This is a genomic window from Marinobacter sp. LV10R510-11A, assembly GCF_900215155.1.
Taxonomy (GTDB): Bacteria; Pseudomonadota; Gammaproteobacteria; order Pseudomonadales; family Oleiphilaceae; genus Marinobacter.
Map to the genome: position 1 here is coordinate 3,642,194 of NZ_LT907980.1, position 16,999 is coordinate 3,659,192.

Consider the following 16,999-nt stretch of genomic DNA (forward strand, 5'->3'; position numbering starts at 1 on the left):
GCCCTAGGTACGACCTAGGTCGTAGGCTTCGTTAGAGGTCGTTCATTCGGCCGATCTGGGTGGCTAGTTGCTTGGCTTCATGCTGCTCCAGCGCCAACAGATCTTCCAGCAATGATCTGACGTCTTCGATTTCCGCTTTGCCAATCAGAGTCTCGTACAGGCTAAGAATTTGGTCGTGGAACGCAAAAATGTCTCGCACGATGTCATCGAAGCCCATAGAGGCATATCGTCCATCGCAAATCTGGCTGGATATGAGCGTCCTGTGGTCGATATAATCGTACATTCGGGTATTCAGAACGTTCGGTTTGGCCTGCTTTTCGAATTCACCCACAGCTGTCGCCAGTATAGATTCGTGGCCGGCCACGTAGTCCAACAGAGCTCCGATTCGCTCATTGCTACTTTGCGTGGCCGACTCCCGCAGACACTTCGCAAGATGCAGGTGCATTTGGCGGGTCCAGTCGATTAGATCTCCAAAGGTTTTAATTTCCATGGTAAAGCTCCATCAATTGAGTGTCTGTTTAGTTGGATGATCAAACATGAGTCTAGTCAATAACCTTGGCCGGTGCTCCCACTGTCTGAGCAGTTTCTGTGCGGCTGCGCCAGGCTCGGAACTGTCGCTGAGCCGGTTTCTCGATGTAGTAATGGATCAGCGAAGCAAGGAGAAGCGCGGTGATAATTGCGAGGCTGACACCTAACCAGCCCGGAAGGCCCGCGTTGTAGCTTAAGGTAATCACACCGTAGCCAATATTTTGGTGCACCAGATATAGGCTGTAGGAAAGACTGCCCAACCACAGCATGGGCTTATTGGCCAGCCAGTCCAGATACCCCGCAACGGCCAGGGCAAACACTGCAAAGCAACCTAACACGAACAGGCTGTATGGCAGTTTGTAAGCAAACAGGCCGTGGCAGACAGCCAATGCTAGCAATAGCGCATCTCCAGCTAACGGGCGACCATATCTGTAAACTCGGAAAATCAACATGCCGCCAATAAACAGTGGCGCGTATTTTACGAACATTAAATCCTTGACCAGAAACTCGAGGCCGCTTGGTATCTGCTTCCACCAGATAACGCTGGCATAGCTCACCAGCATCCACCCCCAGAAAGCCAGCCGTAATCGTGACCAGTCGCGCAGGCTGTAGAACAACAGCGCCATCCAGCTGTAGAAGGTTGCTTCTATCACCAGGCTCCAATAGGCGCCATCTACATGCTCCGCACCCAGGTATTCATGTAGCAAAGTTGCGTTGAGTAAGGCGGTTTCAAGGCTGACAGCACGGCTTTGCGGCCCGAGAAGGTGTACCGATACAAAAGTGAGGGTAATGCCTGCCCAGAGTGCCGGCATGAGTCGAACCCCTCTTGCTAGCCCAAACCAAACGGCATTGCGGGTGCGCTCAAGGGTCATGAAGATGACAAAACCACTGAGAATGAAAAACAGGTGCACCCCGTAGCGGCCGAACAGCAGCGTGTCTGTCAGCAGCTGCGGCAGTTCGAATGAATGGCCGAAAAGCTTGTCGTAATAGGGCAGGTAATGAAAAAGCACGACCCCGAGAGCTGCAAGGCCTCGCAGTGCATCAAGACTGCCCAGGCTAGCCTAGCCTGAGCTTGAAAAGGCTTCATAGCAGGTTCCGTCGGAATTTTACTCATAGTAGCCTGCTTTGGCAGTCGGCAATACGGATGGGATATACCATTCGCTTGCCGCAGGTATACCATGTGGTAATTCACCGGGCTGCCAAAGGACCGGGCTGCGACAGGGAGAGCATCATGAGCACAACGCTGGGGATTATCGAGGGCTTCTACGGGCCGGTATGGAGCTGGCAGGAGCGGCAACAACTGGTGCGTACGCTGGCGCCACACGGTTACGGATTCTATCTATATGCCCCCAAGGCGGATGCTTTCCTGCGCCGACGCTGGCAGGAACCCCATCCACCGGAGATGGTATCCGAGCTGGCAGAGTTTGGCCGGTTTTGTCGCAAGCAGGGGGTGCGGTTCGGTATCGGGTTGAGTCCTTTTGAGATTTTTAATCGTTTTGATGATGCCGCACGTACCGCGCTTGCCGCAAAGCTTGAGCTGCTTGATCGCATTGGCATTGATGAGCTAGCCATTCTATTTGACGACATGCGTGCCGATACGCCAGAGCTTGCGGAAACCCAGGCGGATATCATGCATTGGATCCGTGAACGTACGCAGGCCAAATACCTTTCAATCTGCCCCAGTTATTACTCCGATGACCCGGTTCTGGACCGGGTGTTCGGGGAACGCCCGCATAGCTACTTAGAAACCTTGGGGCGCCGGCTGGATCATGACATTCAGGTGTTCTGGACGGGCGAGGAAGTGTGCTCTCGGGAGATTTCTCCCGGGCATTTGAAGCGAGTGGGCGAGCAACTGGGGCGCAAACCGGTGCTTTGGGACAATTACCCGGTAAATGACGGCGATCGTATGTCCCGACACTTGCACCTGCGTGGTTTTACCGGCCGCCCAGCGGCGAATGGCGCGTACCTAGCCGGGCATGGCATTAACCCAGCCTTGCAGCCGGTGCTGACCACGATTCCTGCGATAACACTGGCTGAATCTTACCGCCAAGGCACTGAATACCAGTACGGACATGCGTTTCTTAGTGCTGCGAAGGAAGTGCTCGGGAGGGAAATGGCCGGCCAGCTTCATGCCGATCTTCTGGTATTGCAGGACGCTGGCCTCGGGCGTATTAGCGAGGAAAAGCGCCAAAGCTTGATGCGTACCTACGATGCCTATGATCACCCCGCAGCCAGCGAAATTCTGCGCTGGCTGGTTGGGGAGTATCAGGTAACCGACGAAATGGTTCAGACTCAGTAACGCCGCGTACTGCTTTAAGTTGCGGAGCGGGACTAACGTAGATAGTACTGGATAGTTGAAACCACCCGCACGGTTTTCACCGGATGCTGTTGCTCGGAAACCCCTGGGGCTTGGTCCCGGGCCTGTAGTTTCAGGAACGCCATGATGGCATTGCGGCTGCTATTCGCTTTTTCCTGGGCCTCGCTAAGGGTGTCGCCCGTGCGCAGGTCGGTTAGGCCGTCGCTGATAAACGAGGCGGAAATAATGGCGCAGATACCCAAAATAAGGGCAGCAATGACTTTCATGGAGAATCTCCTTGGCAGGTATCGTTAGCGGGTCGCCGAAATTTGGCAGACATCGCTTTTTGTTCGCGCTCTTCGTTGCGGAATGCTTCCGGTAGCGGCTGAATGAAGTAGAGATAATCGCCCTTATGCCGGTTGCTATGCAAGGGCGCCTCGTTTGCGCCCGCTGGCCAGGCCACGGGGGAAATAACGGCAACTGAAATGTCCGGAGCGCGTTGCTTAAGCAATGCAACGGTACCTAAGTGTTCTTCGCTGTGGAATGTGCCGGTGATGTGAACAACCTGGTGGCCAGGATGAGCTTCACGGGCAGCCAGTATGCGGCTAGCCATCGTGTTGTCACGCAACAATTGGGCTTTGTACGTGTTGTTCATGCGCTCCCCCATGGCTTCATCTGCGGCGCTATGGCTGTCGGTAATAGCAGCGATGAACTTTTTGCGATAAGCCGGGGTGTCCATGAATGGGTTGTTCGGTAGCCGTTCCCGCTCGATTTCGGGCAGTTTGCCCAGATAGTCTGCGCCTTCCCGGCCAACGCAACGTACCACTTTTGCGGGCGCGTTGGCCGCAATGACGGGTATGGCATGTTGGCGCGCGAACTCCACCAATGGCCGGTAGGAGCCACGGTAATTGTCCCAAGCGCTGCTATCTTCGATCATCTCGGCCTCGCCGGTTTCACCACTCAGGTAGGTATCCACTGCGGCTTGGTTGTCCATGTTGAACTGCTCCATGGACAGCACCTGCAAAGGCTTATGGCTATAAAGCGCAGCCTGAAGCTGTGATTGCAGAAGGTGAGCAGCCTGATGGCCATGGTATTCACCAAGGACGACCACATCGGTTTTCGCAAGCCTTTGGGCCAGCGCCTCGACACTCAGCTCAACGCCGCTGTATGAGCCAATCAGGCGTGCTGCGTAAAGGGTCTGTGGTCTTGCTTCGGAGCTGTTTTTGTTGGAATAAACCATGGCGGCACACCCGTTCAGGCTGCCAATTAGTACAACTAGCGCGACGATGAATAATTTATTCATGGCAAAATTATATACACTGTTAGGCCTCGCAACCTGTATGCATTTCTAGACACGAGGCCAGTATGTCCCATCGCGCCCATCTTTTTTCCCTCCGGCTTGCCCACGCCTTTCGGGAAGCCTGCATTGATCAGCCCTACAACAGCCGCCGTTTCGTGCGCGATCTCATGGCAGGCGTTACCGTGGGCATTATCGCAATACCGCTGGCCATGGCACTGGCTATCGCAAGCGGCGTGGCGCCTCAGTATGGTCTTTATACGGCGTTCATAGGCGGCTTTATTATTGCGCTGACCGGCGGTAGCCGTTTCAGTGTCTCCGGCCCCACAGCGGCTTTTGTCGTTATTCTTTATCCTATCGCCCAAACCTATGGCCTTGGTGGCCTGTTGCTGGCTACCCTGATGTCCGGCGTTCTGCTGATTATCATGGCAATTATGCGCTTGGGCCGCTTTATCGAATACATTCCGGAATCCGTTACTCTTGGGTTTACCGGTGGTATTGCCGTGGTGATCGCAACCCTGCAGGTAAAAGACTTTTTTGGTCTCTCGGTAGAGACCATGCCGGAGCACTATTGGGACAAACTGGCAGTGCTAGCGCAGAGTTTCCCCGCGCTGGATTCCATGAGCGCGCTGGTCGCCGTGGTTACGCTTGCGGTTATGCTGCTTTGGCCACGCCTGAAGACTCCGGTTCCGCCCCATCTTCCGGCGGTGGTTATTGGAAGCCTGTTGGCGCTGTGGCTTAACGCCAACGGGGCCGCAGTGGATACCATAGGGTCAAGGTTCAGCTATCTGCTCCCGGGCGGCGGCACGGGAGCTGGCATCCCGCCTTTTTTACCGGAATTTGCCTGGCCCTGGCAGCAAGCTGATGCCAGTGGCGAGGCTATCGGGTTGTCCTGGAGCATGGTGCGCGAACTCTTGCCCGCTGCTTTCGCCATCGCCATGCTTGGTGCTATCGAATCGCTGCTCTGTGCCGTGGTGCTTGATGGCATGACCGGAAAGCGCCACAGCGCCAACAGCGAATTGATGGGGCAGGGCATTGGCAACATTTTGGTACCCTTTTTCGGAGGCATTACCGCTACAGCAGCCATAGCCCGGTCCGCCGCAAATTACCGCGCCGGTGCTGAATCGCCCGTCGCAGCCATGATTCATGCCGCAGTGGTTCTGCTGGCGTTGGTGTCCCTGGCCGGCGTACTGGCCTACTTGCCTATGCCAGCCATGGCGTCCCTGTTGATCATGGTAGCCTGGAACATGAGCGAAGCGCCTAAGGCTGTGCATCTGCTGAAGACCGCGCCGCGCAGTGATGTTCTGGTCTTCCTGACCTGCTTTTCCCTTACCGTTGCCCTGGATATGGTCATCGCCATTACCACCGGCGTATTACTGGCCGCTGTGTTGTTCATGCGTGAAATGGCTGAGATGACCAAGGTAACCGATATAACCACGGGCAAACGGGTCAGCGAAGAAAAACTGCCGGCGGGCTGGCGAGTATTCAAAATTAATGGCCCGTTGTTTTTTGCAGCAGCAGACCGCATTTTTGGCGAGCTCGCGGAGCTGTCTCGAGACGTTGACGGGTTTATCCTGTATCTGGATGGCGTCACCGTACTAGATGCAGGCGGACTGTCTGCCCTTAATAAGTTGATCGCCACCTGCCAGAATGACGGCACCCGTATTGTGATTGCTGATTTGCAGTCGCAACCTCTGCGAACGCTTTCGCGCGGTGGAATTGGGCCGGTGGAAGGGGTTCTGCAGTTTACGTCGACGCTGCGGGAGGCCTTGGAGTTGTCCTTATCATCCATGGCTCAAAAGCGCGCAACGCTTTCATAACCTATCGGATATAACGGATGAAAAAGACCGCCATGCTGCCTTTCCGAGTCGTCGACCGTGTGAAGTTTATTGTAGAACGGCAGCTGGTGAAGGGCGCCGGCTTCCAGCTGTTGGTGGTGGGTATTTTTATCGGGCTGATTTCTCTCATTGGCGGCCTGCTCGTGGTGCCCCAGGGCGGAGAGTTTGACGATCCTGGGTCTGCGGTTTGGTGGGCTTTTCTGCGGCTGACCGATCCGGGCTATCTGGGTGATGATGTGGGTACCTGGCAGCGATTTGTCTCAACGTTGCTGACAATCAGCGGTTATGTGGTGTTCATGGGCACGCTGGTGGCCATTCTTACCCGTTGGCTAATCGCCAAAATGGCCGAACTTGAGCGTGGGCTTACTCCGGTTACTCTGAAAAACCATGTGGTTGTGCTGGGGTGGACCAGCCAAACCCTGCCACTTCTCTCGGAACTGCTGGGTTCGTCCGGTCGCATGCGCCGGTTTTTGGAAAAACACGATACCCAGAAGCTGAACCTTGTGGTGCTGTCTGAGGAGGCTTCTGCGGCGCAGGTCCATGAGCTGCGTAATGAGCCTGGCATTGGCCGGCGCGCGCGCCAGATTATTCTGCGCTCGGGGTCGGCCATTCAGCCAGATGCCTTGCATCGCGTCGCTTGTCTTGATGCTGCCGCGGTTATTGTGCCCAGCGCGGCTTACGAAGCTGGCAGCCTGATAACCGCGGATATGGAAACCGTTAAAGCCCTGCTGTCGATTGCGGCTCAGGCACGGCAATACCAGGCGCCCTTGCCCTTTGTGGTCGCAGAGATTCAGGATATCCGTAAACTTCCGGTGGTTGAGCGCGCTTACCCGGGACCTATTGAAGTGATTGCTGGCAACGCCACTATTAGCCGCCTGATGGTGCAGAACGTGCTGCATCCAGGGTTGTCTGAGGTCTATAACGAGTTGCTCACCACGGGCGAAGGCAATGAGATCTACGTTCGGGGAGGCGACTCGATAGTGGGCCTGTCGCTGGGAGAACTGGCATCCCAGCGCCCGGGTGTGATCATACTGGGGCTGCTTCGCCATTGTGAGCAGGGTTGGGATATTCGGTTAGCCGCGCCATCGACAACTCGTATAAAAGCTGAAGATCAGGTTGTCATGGTAGCCCGGGATTACTCTGAAACGGATGCAGACCCGAAAGCGCCTGTGTTGCCGGAGATTATTCGTGGCGAAGCAAAGCACTTTGAGCGTGCACAAGAGCTGGCAGGCTGCCGCATTTTGCTGCTCGGCTGGAACCGCCGAGTTCCCAGCCTGATGGCGGAATTCGCAAGTTATGGTTCCGGTCAGCCTGTGCTGGATATTGTGTCCGTTGTGCCCATATCCGAACGTGAGTATGCGCTCAGTCGGTATGCTGTCGGGAAGGCTCTTGAAAGCTATAATCATATTGAAGCTGACTATATGGTTGAAGATGAATTGCGACGGATCAATCCTGCCAGTTACGACACCATTATACTGCTTAGTAGTGATCGGCTGGCCTCTGGTGAAGAGGCCGATGCACGGACAATGGTTGGCTATCTTCAGCTTGAAGACATACTGGCTGAAGCACCCGGGCGCCCACAGCTGATTATGGAACTGAGTGATTCAGATAACCGCCATCTGCTCTACGGCCACCAGAGCGAAATGCTCATTAGCCCTATGATTCTCAGCCATGTTTTGGCTCAGGTTGCCCTGAGGCGCGAGTTGAGAGTGGTGTTAGAGGAGCTCTTTACGGTAGGTGGTGCAGAAATTCAGTTTCGAGATCCTGGCGACTACCCGCTGCCGGCAAGCGCGGATTTTCACGTAGTGGAAAGAGTACTGGCTGCGGAAGGTGAAATTGCTCTTGGCGTTTTCTGTGCCACCGCGGACGCTCGTGGCCGGAGCCTGGTGATGAACCCGCCGCGCAGGGAGTATCTGGATTTGCAGCCCGGCGACCGGCTGGTTGTGCTTTGTCAGTCCTGAAACTTGCGGTAGGCGACAAAGCTGTTCACTTAGTACTATTCATAAGAAAAATGATGAAAATAGATTATATAAATTTCAATTATGAATCTTAAGCCATTAGAGTATTGGGCAACGTAGCTAAATCATCAACACTAAGGATCGAAACATGCCTTACGCAACCGACGTCGATGCCATTGCAGCCGTACTGAAGCAAAACCCGACCTGGAACGCTATTAACCCTAAGCACGCTGCTCGTATGCGCGCTCAGAATAAATTCAGAACCGGTCTGGATATCGCCAAGTACACCGCCGATATCATGCGCGAAGACATGGCTAACTACGATAACGACAAGGCTCAGTACACCCAATCTTTGGGTTGCTGGCACGGTTTTATTGGTCAGCAGAAGATGATTTCTATTAAGAAACACTTCAACAGCACCAAGCGTCGTTACCTGTACCTGTCTGGCTGGATGGTTGCTGCACTGCGCTCCGAGTTCGGTCCACTGCCTGATCAGTCTATGCACGAGAAGACATCTGTACCTAGCCTGATCGAAGAGCTGTACACTTTCCTGCGTCAAGCAGACTCTTGGGAACTGAACCATCTGTTCCGCGATCTGGAAGCCGCTGAAAAAGCGGGCGACACTGCCAAGGCAGCTGAGCTAATCAAGCAGATCGACAGCCACGAAACTCACGTTGTACCAATCATTGCAGACATCGATGCGGGTTTCGGTAACGACGAAGCAACGTATCTGCTGGCCAAGAAAATGATCGAAGCGGGTGCTTGCGCCATTCAGATCGAAAACCAGGTTTCTGACGAAAAGCAGTGTGGCCACCAGGACGGTAAAGTTACTGTTCCTCACGCCGACTTCCTGTCCAAGATCAACGCTGTTCGTTTGGCGTTCCTGGAGCTGGGTGTGGACAACGGTGTTATCGTTGCCCGCACTGACTCATTGGGTGCTGGCCTGACCAAGCAAATCGCTGTAACCGATGAGCCAGGTGACCTGGGCGACCAGTACAACAGCTTTATCGATGGCGACATTATCGAAAACGCTGAAGACATCAACAACGGCGACGTTGTGATCAAGCAAGACGGCAAGCTGGTTAAGCCTAAGCGTTTGGCATCTGGCCTGTTCCAGTTCAAAGAAGGCTCGGGTGAAGACCGTGTTATTCTGGACTGCATCACCAGCCTGCAGAACGGCGCTGACTTGCTGTGGATCGAGACTGAGAAACCGCACGTTGGCCAGATCGCTGCCATGGTTAACCGCATCAAGGCAGAAGTTCCAGATGCCAAGCTGGTTTACAATAACAGCCCATCGTTCAACTGGACTCTGAACTTCCGTCAGCAGGTATTTGACGCGTGGACTGAAGAAGGCAAGGACGTATCTGCATACGACCGTCCTAAGCTGATGAGCGAAGAGTACGACAGCACTGAGCTGGGTCAGCTGGCTGACGAGTGGACCGCCAACTTCCAGCGCGACGCTGCTCGGGAAGCGGGTGTATTCCACCACTTGATCACTCTGCCGACTTACCACACTGCGGCGCTGTCTACTGACAATCTGGCCAAAGGCTACTTCGGTGAAGAAGGCATGCTGGCATACGTTAAAGGCGTACAGCGTGAAGAAATCCGTCAGGGTGTCGCCACTGTTCGGCACCAGGACATGGCCGGTTCTAACATCGGTGACGACCACAAGGAGTTCTTCGCAGGTGATGCTGCGCTGAAAGCCGGTGGTGGAGACAACACCATGAACCAGTTCTAAGCGAACGGTTTATTGTGCTCCCGCCCCGGACGTGTTCCGGGAGCAAGAAAACCCCGCAGCTGGAAACAGTTTGCGGGGTTTTTGTTTTGCGCTTTGCTATATTCTGTTACCCGTCCTGGAACAGGAGACCGCTTTTGAGTATCGATCAAGGCATTGTATTCGCGGTGCTTGGCATAACCCTTGCCATGTTTGTATGGAACCGCCTGCTGGGTAAGATCGGCCATCGCCCGACGCTTCAGGTGCTGACGTTGACCAGCGTGGTGGCTCTTTGCTCTGGTTTTATCAATAACGTGGGTGCGCTTGCGCTGCTGATGCCGGTCGCCATCTGGATGTCACGGGAAGCGGGGCGTTCGCCTTCGTTGCTGCTGATGCCTCTGGCCTTTGGGTCGCTACTTGGCGGCACCATGACACTGATTGGCACGCCGCCCAATATTATCATTGCCTCCTACCGTTAGGGCGACAGCTTCGGGCTGTTTGATTTTGCCCCTGTAGGCGTGGCGATTACGTTGGCTGGGATTGCCTTCATCACCCTCGTTGGTTGGCGTTTTACGCCTCGGCGGGAAGAAAACCCGACTAACAGCAAGCTGTTCAGCGTTGGTGAGTATGTGACTGAGCTGCGCATCCCTGCGGATTCCCCGCACGCAGGCTCCACGTTGCATAGCCTGCTCACTGGGGCCGGGGACGAGCCGGATATCGTGGTTCTCGCGTTGATTCGAGGTGAGGAACGCCAAGCCGTGCCCTCCACCTACAAAGTACTGCGTGAAGGAGATGTGTTGCTGGTAGAGGCAGACACCACTAGCTTGCAGACGTTCCTTGATACCACTGGGCTTGAGCTTGCCCACCAGGCTCTCGACGATCAGGAAGAAGAAAGCGGCAGTGAGAAGAATAACGACAGCATCGCGGATGAAATGAGTGACGAGGACAGTGCGGAAGACGACAAAACTGCTTCAGTCCGGATCGCGAAGGGCGAACTTCACTTGGTCGAGGCCGTTATAGCGCCCGAGTCGTCGCTGGTTGGGCAGACCGCGAATCGGCTGCAGTTACGGGAGCGCTACCAACTCAATATTGTTGCCGTCGCGCGACTGGGTTACCTGCCGTTGGCGGAGCGCGGCCTCAGGCTGGGTTCTACCCGCAACACTGCCATGGCCTCCGGCATCTTTCTGGCCAGTATTGCCGCCATTGTTACCGGCTTGCTTGCGGCGCCCGTCGCTCTGGTGGCCGGGGCGGTTGCCATGGTACTGGTGAAACTCATGACTGCAGCAGAAGCCTACAAGTCGATCGACTGGTCAGTGATCGTATTGCTGGCGGCGATGATTCCGGTCGGCCAGGCTATGGAAACCACCGGTGGTGCGGGCCTGATTGCCGCACAGATGCTGGTATTGGGTGAGAATCTTTCGGTTGCCTCGGTGCTGGTGATGATACTAGTGAGCACAACACTGTTATCTAACGTAGTAAATAACGCAGCGGCGGCTATTGTGGTTGCACCTATTGCCCTAAGCCTGGCCAGTGAACTTCAGATGCCCTCTGATGCGGTGCTGATGGCTGTGGCCGTTGGCGCGTCTTGCGCCTTCATGACGCCGATAGGGCACCAATCGAACGCGCTGGTTATGGAGCCTAAGGGCTACGAATTTGGTGATTATTGGCGCTTGGGCTTGCCCCTCACTCTGGTGGTCACGGTTGTCGCAGTGCCGGTCATCATGCTGGTTTGGACCTGATAGTATGAAAATGTATTGTAACTATTCAGCTCAAATTTTCTAAAAAAAGTTCTTGACAGGGTTTTGGCCCCAATTTTATGAATTTAGGCCACACTCAACGCAAACCCATAAAGCGGCGCGCAAAGCCTCCAAGAGCCCTTCACGGCCCTTTCGTTTTGTTGTCCATCCCCGGGGCGACGTCGATTTGAAAAACCCCGTCAAATCCGCGCTCAGGACGAAAAATTCGACCTGAAAAAGTCGTGCGATAATAATGCATCATTTGACGGTACTCAGATCCATGAAGATCACTAACATTGATGTCGACGCTGCGCTGGCGGACGTCAGACAACAACTCCAAGCAGACACAACCGTCGCGCCTTCCATGCGGACGGCCATCGAGTTGCTGATTGTGCTGGTCCAGATATTGAGTGGGCGGATTAACACCCACAGTGCAAACAGCAGTAAGCCGCCGTCTCAGGATCCGAACCGCCCCAGACAGAACCGAACGAAGAGCGAGCGTAAGCCAGGCGGTTACGTTACCGAGTACCAGGCCGAGATCCTGGAAAATGCCCAGGGGCAACGTTTTGTGGCGCCTTTTCCGGTCGGTGTAGAACGCTCGGTTCAGTACGGCCCGCAGCTAAAGGCCCACGCGGTCTATCTGTCGCAATACCAGCTCCTGCCCTATGATCGCATCCGCGAGTACTTCGAAGACCAGGTCGGCATCCCGCTGAGTGTCGGCTCACTGTTCAACTTCAATCAGGACGCTTTCAATAAGGCCGCTGAATTTGAGCCGTGGGTCAAGGATCGCCTGGCCGAGGCGTCGGTGGTTCACGCCGATGAAACAGGCGTGAACATCGGTGGTCAACGTCACTGGCTGCACGGCGCATCGAATGACCGACTAACCTGGCTTGCGCCCCATGCACAACGAGGTCAGCAGGCGATGAATGCGATCGGCATCCTGCCGCGCTTCAACGGTGTGCTCTGTCACGATCACTGGAAGCCGTATTACCGTTATTCATGCTTGCACTCTCTGTGCAATGCGCACCACCTGCGAGAACTTCAGCGCGCCTGGGAGCAGGATAAACAGGTGTGGGCGCAACGGATGCAAACTCTACTGAACATCATGACCGACAGCGTCGACGACGCCGGCGGCTGCCTGCCACCGGACAAAGCGCAGCGGTGGCGCAAGGTGTACCGACGCTGCCTGGCAAACGCGCAAAAAGAGTGCCCGCCACCGGATGAAAGCCAACGCCCGGGCAAACGCGGGCGGCTCAAACGCACGCGGGCACGCAACCTGCTGGAGCGGTTGATCGACTACGAATCGGATGTGCTACGCTTCCTCGACAATCCAGAGGTACCGTTTACCAACAACCAAGGTGAGCGAGACATCCGTATGTTCAAAGTGCAGCAGAAAATATCGGGTTGTTTTCGATCCTTTGAAGGAGCCGAGATCTTCTGTCGCGTGCGCAGTTATCTGTCGACGGCGCGTAAGCAGAACGTGTCTGCCTCGAACGCCCTGATGCATCTGTTCGAGGGGAGTGTGCCGCCGTTCATGGCGGTGGGTGCGGGTAATGATACGACCGTTTTAAATCAAACCAGCTGAATAGTTACAATGTATTAAGCTTAAGGAACCATGATGGAAGCAAAGCACATGCAGAAGGCTGAGTTGCTGGCAGAGCTTGCGCTGACGCGTAAGCGAACCCGGGAGCTCATTACCTCGCTGGACGAACAGCAGCTGGATGTTCCCTATCACCCGGGAGTGAATCCGCCGCTTTGGGAAATGGGGCATGCCGCTTTTTTCTATGAAGTGTTTGTGTTCAGCCTTCTGGATGGCGATGCCAGCTTTGATCCTTCCATGGATGATCTGTGGGATTCGTTCCATATTGATCACCAGGATCGCTGGCGTCGGGATTTGTTTCCAGGCCTTAAAAAGACGCTGGCCTATTTTGATCACGTTTACGCCAAAATGGCAGGGCGCATCGAGCGCACGCCACTGACTGATCGCGAGCTTTACCTGTGCCGCTACGCCATCTATCACCAGAACATGCACATAGAATCATTGGTGTGGTGCCGTCAAACCGTGGGTTTCGCGCCGCCGCCTGGGGCAAGTTTTGAGCGTCCGGCGCCTAGTGAGTTGCGGGGCAGTTCGCTAGGCGATGATGCCATTGTTCCCGCCGGTGACTGGCTGATTGGCATGCCGGGCGACTCGGAGCAGTATGCGACTGAAGACTTTGCGTTCGATGCCGAAAAGCCTCGGCACGCCGTGAGCTTGGATGAGTTTGCGATTTCCCGGTGCCTGGTTAGTAACCACGAGTTTATGGCCTTCGTAGAAGACGGCGGTTATCAAAAGCCGGAGCTGTGGTCGTTTGGCGGCCAGAAATGGCTGAGAACGGACATCAATATGGCACCCCAACACCCAGTGTACTGGCGCTGGCAAGATAATCAGTGGCAGGAAAAGCTATTTGATCAATGGCAATCATTGAGCCCCGATGCGCCGGTAACCCACGTTAGCTACTGGGAAGCAGAAGCCTATTGCTGCTGGGCGGGTCGACGCTTGCCCACAGAGCAGGAATGGGAGGTGGCGGCACTGGGTAACCGGAAGGGCGAAACGTTCCAGAGGTATCCGTGGGGGAACGAATTACCCGACGCAGTGCAGGCTGATATGAATGCAACCGGTATGGCGCAGAACCCGGTGTCTGATTACCCGGCGGGAGACAGCCCTTTTGGCTGCCGGCAAATGATTGGCTCGGTGTGGGAATGGACTAGTAGCCAGTTTTTCCCTTATGACGGCTTCTGCATAGACATGTATCCGTTCATGTCTACGCTCCAGTTCGGAGATCACAAGGTTAGCCGAGGGGGCGGTTGTGCCACGTCGTTCAGCCTGATTCGTGGTACATACCGCCAGGCGTACTTGCCCCAGAGAAACGACGTTTACACCGGCTTCCGGACATGTGCTTTACCCGAAGGCTGAGTTCAGACTGCCTTGTCTGAGGCCAGCGCCGGTGCGACCGGGATCTTATCCAAAAGGTGACTGGCCAGGGCTACGCCAGTTTCGCTCATGGTCAGATAGGCGTCGTCAGCGCCGGCTTTGCGAATGCTTTCTGCTTCGTCGGCGTACATGGTGTGGGCCACAATGTAGCCCTTAAAACCCAGTTTCCGCAGCATTCGGGCTGCGATCAGCTTGGCCTCTATATCACTCATCGCAAGCACAACGCCCTCCACAGAGGGCATGTGGAGGGCTTCCCAGAACGTGTTGTCTTCGGCATCTGCATAAACAACGTTCCGTCCTTGGGCCTGGTGCCGCGCCACTTTAGCAAGGTCAGAATCCAGTGCCATCAACCTTGCTTCGGTGGTTTTCAGCCAGTCATAAGCAGCCGTGCCGGTTCGCCCCATTCCCATGACCAAAACGCGTGTGTCACCTAGAGAAATAGGCAGCTCGTCGGGATGTCGCTGGCGGCTTTCGAAGCGCACAAGGCGATGGCTCAGACGCTCATAGAGAGGGTGGGCGAGTCGGTTCAACGGAGCCGAGATCAGAAAGGACAGCGCGACTGTTATCGCCAGAGGCACCAGCCACTCTGGTAGCGCTATGCTGGCAACAATCAGCCCGAACTCACTGTAGTTGGTGAGGGCCAGCGACGTTAGGAAGCTGCTGCGGGCGCGCAGGCGGAACAACAGCATCAGGAAGAAAAACAGAATACCCTTGAGCGGCAGAATCAGGGCCGCGACGACGGCAAAGATAATAGCGTTGGTATCCGGCAGGCCCCCTATACCGATTTGTAAAAAGAAGCCGACCAGAAAGATTTCCTTCACACTCCATAGAGATTTTGCCAGTTCCTGACTGCGGGGGTGATTGGCAAGAATGGCGCCGAAAACCAGAGCGCCCAGTTCTGAGCTAAGCCCAACGGTTTCAAAGCCCATGCCGCCAAGCACCAAAGCTAACAGTAGGCCCAGAAGAACCAGCAGTTCGTCATGCCCGCTGACATCTAACAGTTTGAATAGTAACGGTCGCAACAGTGGCAGGCCAAAGACAATCAAGGCCCACTCTGAAGGTGTCTGACCCGCAGCCAAGCTCATCACCAGCAGCGCAATCAAGTCCTGCATAATCAGGATGCCGATGGACACTCGGCCGTGGAACGCTCTGAGTTCGCGTTTGTTTTCCAGCACCTTTGCAGCTAATACGGTAGACGAGAAAGACAGCGCAACGGCCAGCATGAAGGCCACATACCAGCTTATGTCCAGCAGCAAATAAAGGCCGGGGGTAAATACAAAACAGGTGATAGCAAAGTGCAGCAGGCTGCCGCCGATCACTTCCGGGCTGATAACCGACTTGAGCTTTAGCTTGAGGCCCACCGTGAACAGCATGAGCAGCACGCCTAGGTGGGCAATATGAGCCAGTACCGATGTGGGTTCTGCTGAAATGCCGATAGAGGGGCTGGCGGCAAGGCCGCTGAGCACAAAACCCGCCGCCAGGTAGCCAACGAGCGGCGGCAGACCGACGGCTTTGATCAGGAGACCAAGGCCGAATGCAAAAGAAATCCAGATAGCTTCAGGCATGAGAAGTTCTTTCAGAGGAAACGGATCAACTTCCTTATAAGGCTACCTTGTTTTTCCCGACCGTTGAAGCCGATAACCACAGAACCTCGCGCCAGCACTCCTTACTCTGCTTTTGAGATACGGGGTTTGGCAAACTCCAGAAACAGACGGGCCGACTCTTCCGGTGCCTCGATCATCGGTGCGTGGCCAATCCCGTCCAATACCTCCAGTCGTGCACCGGGGATGGCGTCCACAAAGACTTCGCCATTACGATAGTCAATCACGCGGTCTTCCTTGCCCCAGACTACCAGTACCGGATCCTCTATGCGTTTAATGGCGTTGTGGAAATCTGACTCGAAGCCAGCGTCCCTGATAGCGGCAAAGATGACTTCATTCACTTCCTGGTTAGCCAGGGCCTGCTCTTCCATAACGCCCAGAATCGGCCAGGGAACAAAAGGCTTTTTCTCAAGGGCAAAATCCATCAGGCGCTCGAAATCGCCGGGTTTCGAGGGAATAAGCGGATTGTCTCCAGCGACCACCAGATCGACCAGTTCGCTCTCATACTGGAGGATGCCAGCCGGGTCGAACAGTACAGCGGTTTTGATCTGTTCCGGATAAGTGGCGGCATAGAGAGCAGTAATTGCGCCGCCCATAGAGTTGCCCATCATGTGCATCTCGGTAATGTTCAGAGCCTCAAGAATGCGGGCAAGATGGCCGACTTGATCCTTCAGCCGGTATCCCAGATCCAACGGCTTGCTGCTGTCGCCGTGGCCCGGCAGGTCTATAGCATAAACATTGAAATCATCAGTGAGCTCCCGGGCGATGCGGGTCCAGTTATCCTTGTTGGCACCAAACCCATGAACCAGAACGATGGTGTCTCCGTTGTTGGCTTTTGAGTTGCGCAGGTAAGCAATGTTTAGTTCGCCCACGGTAATGTTGGCTGCTTCGAGACCGGCGGCGGAGCGTTCAAAACCAATGGCGGTTTCGTATATGCCATAGCGGGAGCATGCGCTTAAAAGCAGAACAGACAAAAATAGAAAAACGGCAGTAAAAGGAGATCGTTGTAGCATTTGGGGGTTCCTAGCTGTTTGTGTAATGCGCCCGCTGGGCAAGCGCA

Annotated in this window: 13 protein-coding genes and 1 pseudogene; 8 read left to right on the forward strand and 6 right to left on the reverse strand. The window is 55.1% G+C overall.

The window, feature by feature from the left end:
- Positions 1–31: 31 nt before the first annotated feature.
- Both CPH80_RS17530 and CPH80_RS17535 read right to left on the reverse strand, forming a co-directional pair.
- Positions 32–490 (reverse strand): ATPase, encoded by a 459-nt coding sequence (locus tag CPH80_RS17530; RefSeq protein ID WP_096279864.1) that lies wholly within the window; start codon positions 488–490, stop codon positions 32–34.
- Positions 491–542: 52 nt separating this feature from the next.
- Positions 543–1,583, reverse strand: coding sequence for an acyltransferase family protein (locus tag CPH80_RS17535; RefSeq protein ID WP_096279866.1), 1,041 nt, complete (start codon positions 1,581–1,583; stop codon positions 543–545).
- Between the two features lie 176 nt (positions 1,584–1,759).
- Here CPH80_RS17535 and CPH80_RS17540 point away from each other — a divergent pair, with 176 nt between their 5' ends.
- Entirely contained in the window at positions 1,760–2,827 is a 1,068-nt protein-coding gene (locus CPH80_RS17540) for a beta-N-acetylglucosaminidase domain-containing protein (RefSeq protein ID WP_096279868.1), read from the forward strand.
- A gap of 32 nt (positions 2,828–2,859) precedes the next feature.
- Here CPH80_RS17540 and CPH80_RS17545 read toward each other — a convergent pair whose 3' ends face one another.
- On the reverse strand, positions 2,860–3,111 hold the full coding sequence (locus CPH80_RS17545) for a hypothetical protein (RefSeq protein ID WP_096279870.1): 252 nt from the start codon (positions 3,109–3,111) through the stop codon (positions 2,860–2,862).
- Positions 3,108–4,127, reverse strand: a complete 1,020-nt coding sequence (locus CPH80_RS17550) for a ChaN family lipoprotein (protein WP_172898618.1) — start codon at positions 4,125–4,127, stop codon at positions 3,108–3,110. Before CPH80_RS17550 ends, CPH80_RS17545 begins: the two co-directional genes overlap by 4 nt.
- A 62-nt stretch (positions 4,128–4,189) precedes the next feature.
- Between CPH80_RS17550 and dauA the strand changes: the two genes are divergently transcribed.
- The 7 genes and pseudogenes from dauA to senA all read left to right on the forward strand — a co-directional run bounded on the left by dauA (position 4,190) and on the right by senA (position 14,320).
- Positions 4,190–5,941, forward strand: a complete 1,752-nt coding sequence (gene dauA / locus CPH80_RS17555) for a C4-dicarboxylic acid transporter DauA (protein ID WP_096279872.1) — start codon at positions 4,190–4,192, stop codon at positions 5,939–5,941.
- 32 nt (positions 5,942–5,973) lie between these two features.
- Positions 5,974–7,920, forward strand: a complete 1,947-nt coding sequence (locus tag CPH80_RS17560) for a CASTOR/POLLUX-related putative ion channel (protein WP_096281746.1) — start codon at positions 5,974–5,976, stop codon at positions 7,918–7,920.
- 145 nt (positions 7,921–8,065) lie between these two features.
- Positions 8,066–9,655, forward strand: coding sequence for an isocitrate lyase (locus tag CPH80_RS17565; RefSeq protein ID WP_096279874.1), 1,590 nt, complete (start codon positions 8,066–8,068; stop codon positions 9,653–9,655).
- A gap of 185 nt (positions 9,656–9,840) precedes the next feature.
- Positions 9,841–10,371, forward strand: a pseudogene (locus CPH80_RS23405) (SLC13 family permease); the annotation flags it as partial.
- A gap of 426 nt (positions 10,372–10,797) precedes the next feature.
- Positions 10,798–11,370 (forward strand): SLC13 family permease, encoded by a 573-nt coding sequence (locus tag CPH80_RS23410; RefSeq protein WP_413772273.1) that lies wholly within the window; start codon positions 10,798–10,800, stop codon positions 11,368–11,370.
- A gap of 277 nt (positions 11,371–11,647) precedes the next feature.
- Positions 11,648–12,952 carry an IS66 family transposase gene (gene tnpC / locus CPH80_RS17575; protein ID WP_096279876.1) on the forward strand — a complete coding sequence of 435 codons (1,305 nt, stop codon included), beginning with the start codon at positions 11,648–11,650 and terminating at the stop codon, positions 12,950–12,952.
- Between the two features lie 30 nt (positions 12,953–12,982).
- Positions 12,983–14,320, forward strand: coding sequence for a selenoneine synthase SenA (senA, locus tag CPH80_RS17580; RefSeq protein ID WP_227520237.1), 1,338 nt, complete (start codon positions 12,983–12,985; stop codon positions 14,318–14,320).
- Positions 14,321–14,322: 2 nt separating this feature from the next.
- Here senA and CPH80_RS17585 read toward each other — a convergent pair whose 3' ends face one another.
- Together CPH80_RS17585 and CPH80_RS17590 are read right to left on the reverse strand one after the other, a co-directional pair.
- Entirely contained in the window at positions 14,323–15,903 is a 1,581-nt protein-coding gene (locus tag CPH80_RS17585; RefSeq protein WP_096279878.1) for a cation:proton antiporter family protein, read from the reverse strand.
- Between the two features lie 101 nt (positions 15,904–16,004).
- A complete protein-coding gene (locus CPH80_RS17590) occupies positions 16,005–16,952 on the reverse strand; it encodes an alpha/beta fold hydrolase (RefSeq protein WP_096279880.1) in 948 nt (315 codons plus the stop codon).
- Positions 16,953–16,999 lie beyond the last annotated feature (47 nt).